We start from the raw sequence: 11,117 nt of genomic DNA on the forward strand, positions 1-11,117 counted from the left end.
GCGCGGCGGGCTATCCGCGGCCGCCGCCGATGGACAGCCGCACGTCGGTGACGCGCCGTCGCGGCCGCGCGTCCCTGGCTCGGAGGAGCCCATGCCCGACACGACGCACGCACTCGACGCACTTCGCCATCCGGCCTTCGCCCGCGCGCTGGACGCCGGCCACGCCGCCGCCGCCGCCGGCCAGTGGTCGGCGGCCGCCGCGCGCTTCACCGACGCCGTCGACGCCGCGGACGGCGCCGACGCGGCCGCCGCGGTCGCGCTCACGAACCTCGGCCAGGCGCTCGCGCGCGCGGGGCGCTGGAGCGACGCCGCCGACGCGCTGCGCCGCGCGGCCGAGACGCGCGAGGCGCTGGTCGAGGCGGGCGTCGCGGCGCCGGCGGTGGCCGCGCGCGGTTGGAGCGACGTCGCCGCGCTGCTGGCCGCGGCGGGCCCCGAGGACGAGGCGCGCGATGCGCTCCGGCGCGCGCGCGCACGACTCGGCGGCGCGGACGACCTGGCGCTGCACGACGCGCTGCGCGAGACGGCCGCGCTGATCGGCGAGGAGGCGCCGGCGTTCGACGCCGTGGCGCCGCTCGACCTCGAGCTGCCGACGCCCGACGTCGAGCAGGAGCAGCCGGCCGCGCCGGCCGCGCCGGCCGCGCCGACCGCGAGCGACGGCGACGAGACCGTGGACGCCGACTGGCGACCGACGCCCGTCTTCGAGGCCGACGCGAGCGACGACGACGAGGAGGACCTGTCCGCGCTGCTGGCGCTCGCCGCCGGCCCGCCGGTGCCCGAGCCGGCGACGGTGGAGCTGGAGGCGGGCGACTCGCTGGCGGCCGCGCTGGACGCCGCGATCGAGTGGACACCCACGCCCGCGCACGCCCTGCCCGCCGTGGCGGCGGCACCCGCGGAGCCGCGTGTCGCCGTCGAGCCGGACGACGAGGACGACCTCGACGCCGAGCCGGAGCTGCTGACGCCGGGCGTGGACTTCGCCGAGCTGCAGACGTCCGCACCCGCGCAGACGAGTGGTCCGCGCGGGCAGCGGCTGGCGGCGATCGACGCGATCGTCGAGCTGACCGAGGAGCGTCAGGAGACGAAGCGCGGCGGCCTGCGCGGCCTGCTGCGCAAGCTCACGGGCCGCTAGCGCGTCAGCCGACGGGCATCACTCGTCGCGGGCGTGCACGTGCGCCGGCGGCGACGTCGCCTCGACCGCGACGAACGGCTCGAGGATGCGGTAGTGGTGCGACGAGCCCTCGGGCACGGCCCACGAGTCGCCCGCTTCGAGCAGCACCATCTGCCCCTCGATGTGCAGCTCGGCGCGCCCGCTGATGACGTAGCCCACCGTCTCGTACGCGCGCACGGTCGTCTCGGGCTCGCCCTGCGTGGGCTGCTCCTCCCACAGGCGCATGCCCATGCGCTTGCCGGCGGCGAGGTACTTCTGTCCGCGCGGACCGCGCGGCGACTGCCGCGAGTCGATCTTCGTGACCGTCGTCTCTCCCATCACGCCCTCCGATGTGCACGCGCCGCGATCTCCGGCGCCGCGCGCCGGACCGCCGGGGCGACGTACACGGATCGTGCCGGCGAGCGGTGCGCCGAGCGCGGGCGGAGACGCGCACGGGGGCGTGTCCGCGTGGACACGCCCCCGCTCGGGCTCAGCTCTTGTGGCGGAACGTGATGCGTCCGCGCGTGAGGTCGTACGGCGACACCTCGAGCGTCACGCGATCGCCGGCCAGAACGCGGATGCGGAACCGGCGCATGTTGCCGGCGAGCGTCGCGAGCACCTGGTGACCGCTCTTGGTCTCGACGCGGAAGGTCGCGTTGGGCAGCACCTCCGCCACGGTGCCTTCGAGCTCGATCGCATCTTGCTTCGCCATGGACTGGCCGGGTTCTGAGCGAGGGGTTCGGTGCCGGAGGACGCCCCTGCGCCGCCCCGGCCGACGACCGGGCGCGCACGCTCGGGCCGTCGTCGCATCCGAAGATATTGCAAGCCCTTGCGCGCGGCCAGCGCGAGCTCGGCGGGCCGGCTAGCTTTCCCGGGCTCCCGCCTCTCCTCCGTCGCACGCCCGACCGCCCGTGTCCTCCGCCTCGCCGGCCGCGCCCAACGGGCCCCTGCCCTACGGCCCCCAGACGCTCGAGATCCGCCGCTTCCTCCAGCGCCTCGCCGCGCTGCCGCAGGGCGAGTGGACCGCGGCGGCCGACGAGTACGAGGCGCTCCAGGGGACCGGGCGCTTCGCCGCCGCCGACCGCGCGCTCTCGGCCGCCGTCGCCCGCACGCAGCGCGAGCCGGAGCGCGACGCGGCCCTCGGCCCGCTGGCGCAGCTCCTCCGGATGCCGGGAGCGCCCGGTGCGCCGCCCGCCGACGACGACCCGCTGGCGCCGGTGGCCGAGGCGGCGCTGGCGGCGACGCTGGCGCTCCTCGTGCGCGACGTGCTGCCCGCGACCGCGTTCGCGACGCTCTACGCGCCGTTCGCGACGCGCATCCCGCTCGACGCGCTGACCGGCGCCGCCGGTCCGACCGGCACCGGCGCGGGCGGGCCGACGGCTCAGTAGTAGTAGCCGAAGACGATCGCCATCTCGTCCTCGCTGGTCAGCCCGAACCGGAGCGTCCGCGCGGTCGTGTTGAGGAACGTCACCTCGGACACGAGGGCCTCGCCGCGGCGCAGGACGAGCGGCGAGGCGTACGTCGTCATCACCGGGTGCTCCCAATCGGTGTTCTCGTACACGATCTCGCCGTTTCGCGCCCCGCCCTTCACGCGCACCACGAAGCGCTCGCCGCGGCTGTGCATGTGCGACGTCAGCGCGAACACGGTGAGCACGGAGTCGCGCAGCGGCAGCGCCGCGCTACCGACCACGAACTCCTTCGTCACCGTCGTGCGCTGCCCGGCGGGGAGCGAGAAGCTGGTGTTCCCGAGGTCGAGCGTGGACGCGGCGCGCTGCACCCGCGCCCGATCGATGGTGTGGAGGTTCGCGTAGGCCTCGCCGGCCATGGGCGCGGCGCCGCGGTTCACGTAGTGCACGTTGACGTCGAGCGCCGCGTTGGCGCGCAGCCGGAGCGCGACGCCGGGCGGGAACTGGTACGCGAAGCTCGTCGTCATCGAGCCGGCGACGAAGACGTGGCACGCCATGGGCGCCATCGCCAGCGTGTTCATGCTGCCATCCGGGTTGCGGATGTCCCGCACGTTCCCGGGCGTGACGCCCGCGAGCGCGAGCACCTGCGGCACGCAGAGCGGCGACCGCCCCGGGTCGAAGTCGTAGAGCAGCAGGTGGTGGCTCCCCGGCCGCATGCGGAACTCGAACCGGTCGACGAAGACCTCCTCCGCGTTGCCGAGCGGACGCAGCACGAACAGCTCGCGCTCGAACGCGGGGGCGACCGCGAAGCTGTCGACGGCCAGCTGCACGCCGCTCGCCGGGCGCGCCAGCGGCACGAAGGGCGGCAGCGTCTGCGCGGTGCGATCGTCCAGCAGCGACGCCGCCGCGACGGCCCCCTCGCGCGGCGCGCCCGCGGCGATCCACTGGCGCACGAACTCGAGCTCCCCCGCCGCCAGGCCGCGCGTAGTGCCGAGGGGCATCGGGTTGCCGTAGTCGGCCGCGTGGTGGCCGGGCGTCCAGACGAGCTTGTGGTACAGCAGGCTGCTGTCCGGCTTCCCGGCCGCGACGCGCAGCAGGCCATCGCGCCGCGCGTTGGCGTTGGTGGGCCGGACGCCGACCAGCGCGCCATACGCGCTCCCCGCGTCGAGCACGAGCCCGGACTGCGCCGCGGACGGTGAGCCCGCCGTGTGGCATCCCGCGCACTGCGGCGTCAGGACGCGCGTCTGCAGGAGGGCGAAGCTCGCCGCCCCGGGTCCCGTGCCCCCGGACGGCGCGTCGCCGGTCGGCACCTCGGCGCCCGCGCACGCGGCCGCGAGCAGGGCGAGCGGAACGAGCCGGAACGCGGAGCGCATGGGCGAACGCGGTGTCGAGGAGGCGGGCGGGACGATCAGTCGGGGGCCGCGTCCGCGGCCGCCAGCTGGAACCTGGGGATGATCGCGTCGAAGCGCGAGCCGTCCGCGCGCACGAAGCGGTACTCGCCCTCCATCCAGCCGCTCTCGGACTTCAGCACGCAGAAGCTGCGGTACTCGTGCACGCGCCCGGGCGCGATGACCGGCTGCTCGCCGACGACGCCCTCGCCCTCGACCTGCGTGTCCTCGCCGACGTCGTCGTGGATGTTCCAGCGCCGCGTGAGCAGCTGCGCCGCCTGGTCGCCGACGTTCTCGATGCGCACGTGGTAGGCGAACACGAACTGCGCGGCGCCCGGCCGCGACTGCTCGCGCAGGAACGAGGGCCGCACCGTGATGCGGATCCCCTCCGTCTGGCGGTGGAAGAACGGGCGCGCGCGCATCGCCGTCATCGCGTGGCGACGCGCACGTCGAGCCGCGCGGGCGCGCCGGCGCGCCCCGCGCGATCGAGCCCGAACACCAGCACCTCGTCGGGCGCGCCGCGCGTGGCGGGCGCCGGCGCCGCGGTGCGCGCGCGCGCGCCCGGCACGACCTCGGTGGTCCAGAGCGCGCCGTGGCGCGAGCGCACGACCCACTGCCACGGCCGCGCCTCGCCCGCGGCGGGCGACAGCTCCAGCTCCGCGCGCCCTGGCGCAGCGCCCGTCGCCAGACGCACGCGCGGCTGCCCCGGCGCGCGCCCCGGCATCCACGGCGACTCGGGGATGAGCGCGGGCTCCGCGTACGCGCCGACCGCGAGCGAGTCCGCGAGCCCGCCCTGGTTGCGCATCAGCGCCTTCATGCTGAAGTGCACGTTCCCCGTCGCGCCGCGCTGCGCGCGCGTGAGCCGGATCTGCGAGTCGATCTCCGCGACCGTGAACGCCTGCGGGCTGCCGTCGTTGACGCGCGACGTGAAGTTGCCCGGCCAGACGTGGCGGCCGTGCACGTTCTGCTCGGTCCACCACTTCAACAGCATCGGGTAGCTCTGCTGCGGCGCGCTGATCTTCCAGTACAGCTGCGGCGTCCAGTAGTCCATCCACCCCGCGCGCAGCCACTTCCCCGCGTCGGCGTAGAGCTCCGAGTACTGGTCGAAGCAGCACGCCTTCTCCGGGCGGCCCGGACGCTCGATGCCGAACGGGCTGATGCCGACCTTCACCCACGGCTTGGCCTTCTTCACCTCACCGTACATGCGCTCGACGAAGACGTCGACGTTGTGGCGGCGCCAGTCGTCGCGGCCCAGCGTCCCGCCGCCCGCGACGTAGCGCGCATAGCTCGCGCTGTCCGGGAAGTCGAGCGGCTTCCCCCCGGGGCCGGCCACCTTGTACGGATAGAAGTAGTCGTCGATGTGCACGCCGTCGACGTCGTAGCGCTTCACCACGTCCATGATGACGCGCAGCGAGTGCGCCTGCGTCTCGGGCTCGCCCGGGTCCATCCACTGCAGCTGCCCGTACTGGCGCACCAGCTGCGGCACCGTGCGGCTGACGTGCGTCGCGGCGACCGGCGACTTCGCGCCCACCTGCCGCGCGCGGTACGGGTTGAACCAGGCGTGCATCTCGAGCCCGCGCTCGTGCGCCTCGCGCACCGCGAACGCGAGCGGATCCCACGCGGGCGACGGCGCGCGGCCCATCTCGCCGGTCAAATACTCCGTCCACGGCTCCAGCGACGACGGATAGATCGCGTCGGTGGACGGCCGCACCTGCAGCACGATGGCGTTGAGGTTCAGCGCCTTCGCGCGGTCGAGGATCGCGAGCAGCTCCTGCTGCTGCTGCTCGGTCGGGAGCCCCGGGCGCGACGGCCAGTCGATGTTGGCGACGGTCGCGACCCACACGCCGCGGAACTCGCGCGCCAGCGGCGGCGCCGCCGTGACGCCGGCAGCGGGCGTGGTGATGGGCCGGAGCGCGGGCGCGCACGCCGCGAGGGCGAGGGCGGCGGCGAGAGCGAGCGGAACGGAGCGCATGGACACGCGGCGACGACGGCGGAAGGGGCTGGGGAACCCCCAAGATAGGCGCCGCGCCGCCGCTGCTGTACCGCGCGTGCCCCAGCTAGCGCCGGCCGAGCGCCGCCAGCACCTCGCGCGCCGCACGCTGCCCGCTCAGGAGCGCGCCGTGCACCGTGCCGGTGTTCCCCCCGGCCGCCGTCGCCTCGCCGGCGAAGAAGAGCGTGTCGTCGAGCGGCCGGGCGAGCGCCGCGCCGGCGTCCGCGCCGCCGACCCGCGCGTAGCTGTAGGCGCCGCGCGCGAACGGATCGTCGCTCCAGTCGTGCGTGTGCACGTCCACCAGCTCGGCCCGCACGTCCGCCGGGTCGCGTCCGAGCGTCGTCGCCAGCGACGCGATGCACCGCTCGGTGAGCGCCTCGCGGTCCAGCGCCGCCATCGCCGCGCCGCGCGGCCCGCCGATCCACGCCACCAGCAGCGGCGTGCGGAGCGCGCGCTGCGTCCACCACACGGGCACGGGCTGCTCGGGCGCGTGCACGAACGACAGCTGCAACGGATCGACGTCGTCCGCCAGCGCGGGCACGTACTCGCGCTCCTCCCAGAAGCGCCGGCGGAAGCGCAGCACCACGCGCGTCACGTGGCCGGCGCCGATCCGCGCCAGCGCGTCGCGCTTGGCGTCCAGCGGCGGCTCGAAGGCGACGGCGCCGTCGGCGTCCGGGCGCGACGCCAGCACGCCCACGGGCAGCGTCACGATGCACGCCGCCGCGTCGAACACCGACTCGCTGCGCGCGTCGGGGCCGTGCGCCTCGACGCGCACGTGACCGGCGCTCCAGCGCACGCGGTGCGCGACGGTGCGGAGCCGCACGCGCGGCGGCGCGCCCGCCCCCTCGTGCAGCCAGGCCGCGACGCGATCGTAGCCGTCGACCACGCGGAACGCCTGGTCGTTGCCCGACGCCGCGCCCTCGGCGCGCGCGAGCCCGTGCACGCCCACGTCGTCGATGGGCGCGGCGTGGAAGCCCTCGACGTACGACGCCGCGAGCCGCCGCGCGTCCGCGTGCGCCGCGTCGGCGAAGCGCGCATCCAGGAACTCCGCGAACGAGCGGTCGGGCCCCCGCGCCTCCTGGTCCAGTGCGCCGAGCACGGCGCCGAGCGCGCCGCCGAAGTCCTCGCGCTCCTCCAGTCGCCCGCCGTCGAAGGTGACGTGGTCCTCCGCCGCGTCGACCACGCGCAGCCGCGCGGCGTCCAGCACCGCCCACAGCTCGGCCGGCGTGCCGTGCACGAACTCCGCGCCCAGCTCGATCGGCGTGGCGAGGTCTTCGCGGCGTTGCGTCAGCACCCGCCCCCCGATGCGGTCGCGCGCCTCGAGCACGAGCACGCGGCGGCCGGCGTCGACGAGCACGCGCGCGGCCGCGAGACCGGCCACGCCCGCGCCGAGGACGAGGACTTCGGGAGCGAGGGAATCCGTCATGGCCGCGCGTGGCGGCAAGCCACGTGCCTCGTGACGTGCCGGGTGCTCAGGCGCGCGCCGCGGCCAGGCTGTCCTCGCCGGTCATGCTCGCGAGCACGCGGCCCGCGCGCCGCGCGGCCTCCGCCATGCGCTCCGGTGGGACGATGAACGAGATGCGGAAGAAGCCCTCGCCGCCCGCGCCGAAGCTCGCGCCCGCGAGCGTGATCACGCCCTCCTCGTCCATCAGCCGGTCGCTGAACGCGCGGCTCGACACCCCCTCGGGCAGCGGCACCCAGAGGTACATCGACGCGCGCGGCACCTCGCACGCGAAGCCGGCCTCGCGGAACGCCGCCACCGCCGCGTCACGCCGCTCGCGGAAGACGGCGACGTTGCCCGGGACGAACTCTGCCCAGCTCTCCAGCGCCGCGACGCCCGCGGCCTGGATCGCCATGAACGAGCCCGTGTCGACGAACGACTTCACCTTCGACAGCGCGGCGATGACGGTCGGGTTGCCGACGGCCCACCCCTGCCGCCAGCCGGTCATGTTGTACGTCTTCGAGAGCGAGTGGAACTCGACCGCCACCTCGCGCGCGCCCGGGATCTCGAAGATGCTCGGCGGCACGTAGCCGTCGAAGGCGAGCTCCGAGTACGCATTGTCGTACACCAGCAGGATGTCGCGCTCTCGGCACGTGCGGACGACGCGCTCCAGGTAGTCGCGCGGCGCGACGGCGGCCGTCGGGTTGTTCGGGTAGTTCAGGTAGAGGAGCTTCGTGCGCTGCAGCACCTGCTCCGGCACCTCGTCCAGCTCCACGAGGAACTTCGTGCGCGGGCGCAGCGGGTACGGATACGCCGTCGCCTCGCCCAGCAGCGTGCCGCCGAGGTACGCGAGGTATCCCGGCTCCGGCACGATCGCGACGTCGCCCCTCTCGAGGTACGCGAGCGCGAGGTGCGTGATGCCTTCCTTGGAGCCGATGAGCGGGCAGATCTCCGTCACCGGGTCGAAGGCGAGCCCGAATCGGCGCTGCATCCACGCGCTGATGGCCTCGCGGAACGGGAAGTGGCCGAGGCCGAAGCCGTAGCGGTGCATCGTCGGCACGTCGAGCGCGTCGCGCATCGCCGCGATGGCGGCGGCCGGCGGCGCGAGGTCCGCATCGCCCGCCCCGAGGTCGATGACGTCCACGCCGCGCTGCAGCAGCTCGCGCTTGCGGATGGGCACGTGCGCGAGCGGGTACGGCGGCAGCGACTGGAAGCGGTGGGCGGGACGGGGCATTGGAATGCTCAGGGATTCGTGAACTCAGCGCTCCGCGCTCGGCGCTCGCTCCGTCTCCACGACTGAGCGAGCGCCGAGCGCGGAGCGCCGGGCGTCGAGAATGGTCAGTCGGTAAGTGGGAGCGCCACGCTCGGCTGCGGGCTCGCGGCGCCGCCGTTGCCGGCCGCGGCCACGCGCGCGTGCTGCGCCTCGATCCAGCTGCGATGGTAGCTCTCGTCCTCGGACGGGCGCACGGCCTTCGCGACCTTCAGCGGACGGAACGAGTCCATCATCACGGCCAGCTCGTTGGTGAACTTCTGGCCGATGCTCGCCTCGTAGCGGCCCGGGTGGGGGCCGTGCGGGATCCCGTCGGGGTGGTGCGTGATCGAGCCGAACTCGATCCCCTTCCGGCTCATGAACTCCTCGGAGGCGTAGAAGATCACCTCGTCCGAGTCCACGTTGCTGTGGTTGTACGGCGCCGGGATCGCGTTCTCGCCGAAGTCGTACGGCCGCGGGCAGAACGAGCAGATCACGAAGCCGTCGCCCTGGAAGGTCTGGTGCACCGGCGGCGGCTGGTGGACGCGTCCGACGATCGGCTCGAAGTCGTGGATGTTGAAGATCCACGGATAGAAGTAGCCGTCCCACCCGACGACGTCGAACGGGTGGTGGTCGAGGACGTACTCGTTCAGCGCGTCGAACTGCTTGATGAGGATGGGGAAGTCGCCCATCTCGTCGTGCGTGCGCAGCTCCGTCGGGCGGCGGATGTCGCGCTCCGAGTACGGCGCGCCCTCCAGCAGCTGCCCGAACTCGTTGCGGTAGCGCTTGGGCCAGCGCACGTGCCCGCGGCTCTCCATCACCAGGAACTTGCTCGGCTTCGACAGGTCGAGCTTCCACCGGTGCATGATGCCACGGTGGATCACGACGTAGTCGCCCTCGCGGTACGGCAGGTCGCCGTACTGCGTCTCCAGCGTCCCCTGCCCCTTCGCGACGTACACCACCTCGTCCGCCTGCGCGTTGCGGTAGAAGTGCGCGTCCTGCTCGTCCGGCTCGACGTACAGCATGCCGATGTCCGCGTTGAACAGGAGCGGCGTGCGGTCGAGCGTCGGCGAGCCGCCCTTGGGCAGCTGCGCCGTGCGGAAGTGGCGGTGCTTGAGCGTCTGGTCGTCGTCGGCCTCCCACACGAGGTCGCGCAGCTTGCGCACGCTCTTCACCGTGGTCGGCGGATGCACGTGGTACAGCAGCGCCGACGTGCCCGTGAAGCCCTCGTGCCCGACCAGCTGCTCGGAGTAGATCCCGCCATCCGGCTTCCGCATGGCGGTGTGGCGCTTGGGCGGGACCTGGCCGAGCGTGTGGTAGATGGGCATCAGAGGTTCCCCCGCAGCTCCTGCTCGCGCTCGATCGCCTCGAAGAGCGCCTTGAAGTTGCCCTTGCCGAAGCTCTTGGCGCCCTTCCGCTGGATGATCTCGTAGAAGACCGTCGGACGGTCCTCCACCGGCTTGGTGAAGATCTGCAGCAGGTAGCCGTCCGGGTCGCGGTCGACGAGGATGCCGTGCTGCGCCAGCACGTCCAGCGGCTCGTCGATCTTCCCGACGCGCGCCTCCAGCTGCTCGTAGTAGGACGTCGGCGTGCTGAGGAACTCGACCCCGCGCGCCTTCAGCTCGGTCACCGTGCGCACGATGTCGTCCGTCGCGAGCGCCATGTGCTGGACGCCCGGCCCACCGTAGAAGTCGAGGTACTCGTCGATCTGCGAGCGCTTCTTCCCCTTGGCCGGCTCGTTGATCGGGAACTTGATGCGGTCGTTCCCGTTCGCCATGACCTTGGACATCAGCGACGAGTACTCGGTGTTGATGTCCTCGTCGTCGAACGTGAGCAGGTTCCGGAAGCCCATCACGTGGGCGTAGAACTCGACCCACACGTTCATCTTCCCCAGCTCGACGTTGCCCACGCAGTGGTCGACGTACTTGAGGCCGACCGACGGCGGGTTGTACGCCGGCGTCACCGCGCGGAAGCCTGGGAGGAACGGGCCGGTGTAGTTGCGGCGCTCGACGAGCGAGTGGATCGTGTCGCCGTAGGTGCGGAACGCCGCCAGCACGACCTCGCCGTGCTCGTCGCGCTCGACGCGCGGCTCGTGCACCGGGATCGCGCCGCGCGCAACCGCCTTCTCGAACGCGTCGCGCGCATCGTCGACCCAGAGCGCGAGGTCGCGCACGCCGTCGCCGTGCCGGTAGATGTGGTCGGCGATCGCCTTCGCCTCGTCGCTCGCGTCGGGGCGGATGGGCGTCGTGAGGACGAAGCGGATCTTGTCCTGCTGCAGGACGTAGCTCGCGCGGTCGCGCACGCCCGTCTCGGGGCCGCGGTAGGCGACGAGGTTGAAGCCGAACGCGGCGCGGTAGTAGTGCGAGGCCTGCTTGGCGTTCCCGACGTAGAACTCGATGTAGTCGGTGCCGTTGATCGGGAAGGTGTCGTGCGCCTCGGCGCCGACGGCGCTGGACTCGATGGTCGTGGCCACAGGGATCTCCGGGTAGGTGTGAGGAA

The 11,117-nt window shown here is 73.6% G+C and carries 11 protein-coding genes; 2 read left to right on the forward strand and 9 right to left on the reverse strand.

What is annotated here, in order from left to right:
- Positions 1 to 91 precede the first annotated feature (91 nt).
- Entirely contained in the window at positions 92 to 1,126 is a 1,035-nt protein-coding gene (locus tag rosag_RS20935; RefSeq protein WP_284352116.1) for a hypothetical protein, read from the forward strand.
- Positions 1,127 to 1,144: 18 nt separating this feature from the next.
- Here rosag_RS20935 and rosag_RS20940 read toward each other — a convergent pair whose 3' ends face one another.
- Both rosag_RS20940 and infA read right to left on the reverse strand, forming a co-directional pair.
- Positions 1,145 to 1,483, reverse strand: a complete 339-nt coding sequence (locus rosag_RS20940) for a cupin domain-containing protein (protein WP_284352117.1) — start codon at positions 1,481 to 1,483, stop codon at positions 1,145 to 1,147.
- Between the two features lie 151 nt (positions 1,484 to 1,634).
- The gene (gene infA / locus rosag_RS20945) at positions 1,635 to 1,856 is read right to left on the reverse strand and encodes a translation initiation factor IF-1 (RefSeq protein ID WP_275828440.1); all 222 of its coding nucleotides are present in this window, start codon (positions 1,854 to 1,856) and stop codon (positions 1,635 to 1,637) included.
- A 199-nt stretch (positions 1,857 to 2,055) separates the two neighbouring features.
- Between infA and rosag_RS20950 the strand changes: the two genes are divergently transcribed.
- The gene (locus tag rosag_RS20950) at positions 2,056 to 2,532 is read left to right on the forward strand and encodes a hypothetical protein (RefSeq protein WP_284352118.1); all 477 of its coding nucleotides are present in this window, start codon (positions 2,056 to 2,058) and stop codon (positions 2,530 to 2,532) included.
- Here rosag_RS20950 and rosag_RS20955 read toward each other — a convergent pair.
- The 7 genes from rosag_RS20955 to hppD form a co-directional block, all read right to left on the reverse strand.
- Positions 2,526 to 3,551, reverse strand: coding sequence for a monooxygenase (locus rosag_RS20955; RefSeq protein ID WP_425607523.1), 1,026 nt, complete (start codon positions 3,549 to 3,551; stop codon positions 2,526 to 2,528). The genes rosag_RS20950 and rosag_RS20955 overlap by 7 nt on opposite strands.
- 407 nt (positions 3,552 to 3,958) lie before the next feature.
- The gene (gene apaG / locus rosag_RS20960; protein WP_284352120.1) at positions 3,959 to 4,360 is read right to left on the reverse strand and encodes a Co2+/Mg2+ efflux protein ApaG; all 402 of its coding nucleotides are present in this window, start codon (positions 4,358 to 4,360) and stop codon (positions 3,959 to 3,961) included.
- Positions 4,361 to 4,365: 5 nt separating this feature from the next.
- Positions 4,366 to 5,910 (reverse strand): glycoside hydrolase family 10-like protein, encoded by a 1,545-nt coding sequence (locus rosag_RS20965; protein ID WP_284352121.1) that lies wholly within the window; start codon positions 5,908 to 5,910, stop codon positions 4,366 to 4,368.
- An 85-nt stretch (positions 5,911 to 5,995) separates the two neighbouring features.
- Complete coding sequence (locus rosag_RS20970; protein ID WP_284352122.1) at positions 5,996 to 7,354, reverse strand: flavin monoamine oxidase family protein; 1,359 nt, start codon at positions 7,352 to 7,354, stop codon at positions 5,996 to 5,998.
- Positions 7,355 to 7,400: 46 nt separating this feature from the next.
- Positions 7,401 to 8,603 (reverse strand): aminotransferase class I/II-fold pyridoxal phosphate-dependent enzyme, encoded by a 1,203-nt coding sequence (locus rosag_RS20975; protein ID WP_284352123.1) that lies wholly within the window; start codon positions 8,601 to 8,603, stop codon positions 7,401 to 7,403.
- A 104-nt stretch (positions 8,604 to 8,707) separates the two neighbouring features.
- The gene (locus rosag_RS20980) at positions 8,708 to 9,946 is read right to left on the reverse strand and encodes a homogentisate 1,2-dioxygenase (protein WP_284352124.1); all 1,239 of its coding nucleotides are present in this window, start codon (positions 9,944 to 9,946) and stop codon (positions 8,708 to 8,710) included.
- Positions 9,946 to 11,091 carry a 4-hydroxyphenylpyruvate dioxygenase gene (gene hppD / locus rosag_RS20985; protein WP_284352125.1) on the reverse strand — a complete coding sequence of 382 codons (1,146 nt, stop codon included), beginning with the start codon at positions 11,089 to 11,091 and terminating at the stop codon, positions 9,946 to 9,948. Before hppD ends, rosag_RS20980 begins: the two co-directional genes overlap by 1 nt.
- Between the last annotated feature and the right edge of the window lie 26 nt (positions 11,092 to 11,117).

Source organism: Roseisolibacter agri, from assembly GCF_030159095.1.
GTDB classification, from domain to species: Bacteria; Gemmatimonadota; Gemmatimonadetes; order Gemmatimonadales; family Gemmatimonadaceae; genus Roseisolibacter; species Roseisolibacter agri.

Excerpts from the sequence above, each read along its gene's own strand:
- rosag_RS20975 (WP_284352123.1), bottom strand. The coding sequence starts at position 8,603 with ATGCCCCGTCCCGCCCACCGCTTCCAGTCGCTGCCGCCGTACCCGCTC.
- rosag_RS20980 (WP_284352124.1), bottom strand. The coding sequence starts at position 9,946 with ATGCCCATCTACCACACGCTCGGCCAGGTCCCGCCCAAGCGCCACACC.
- rosag_RS20935 (WP_284352116.1), top strand. The coding sequence starts at position 92 with ATGCCCGACACGACGCACGCACTCGACGCACTTCGCCATCCGGCCTTC.
- rosag_RS20955 (WP_425607523.1), bottom strand. The coding sequence starts at position 3,551 with ATGCCCCTCGGCACTACGCGCGGCCTGGCGGCGGGGGAGCTCGAGTTC.
- rosag_RS20940 (WP_284352117.1), bottom strand. The coding sequence starts at position 1,483 with ATGGGAGAGACGACGGTCACGAAGATCGACTCGCGGCAGTCGCCGCGC.
- rosag_RS20965 (WP_284352121.1), bottom strand. The coding sequence starts at position 5,910 with ATGCGCTCCGTTCCGCTCGCTCTCGCCGCCGCCCTCGCCCTCGCGGCG.
- rosag_RS20970 (WP_284352122.1), bottom strand. The coding sequence starts at position 7,354 with ATGACGGATTCCCTCGCTCCCGAAGTCCTCGTCCTCGGCGCGGGCGTG.
- infA (WP_275828440.1), bottom strand. The coding sequence starts at position 1,856 with ATGGCGAAGCAAGATGCGATCGAGCTCGAAGGCACCGTGGCGGAGGTG.
- apaG (WP_284352120.1), bottom strand. The coding sequence starts at position 4,360 with ATGCGCGCGCGCCCGTTCTTCCACCGCCAGACGGAGGGGATCCGCATC.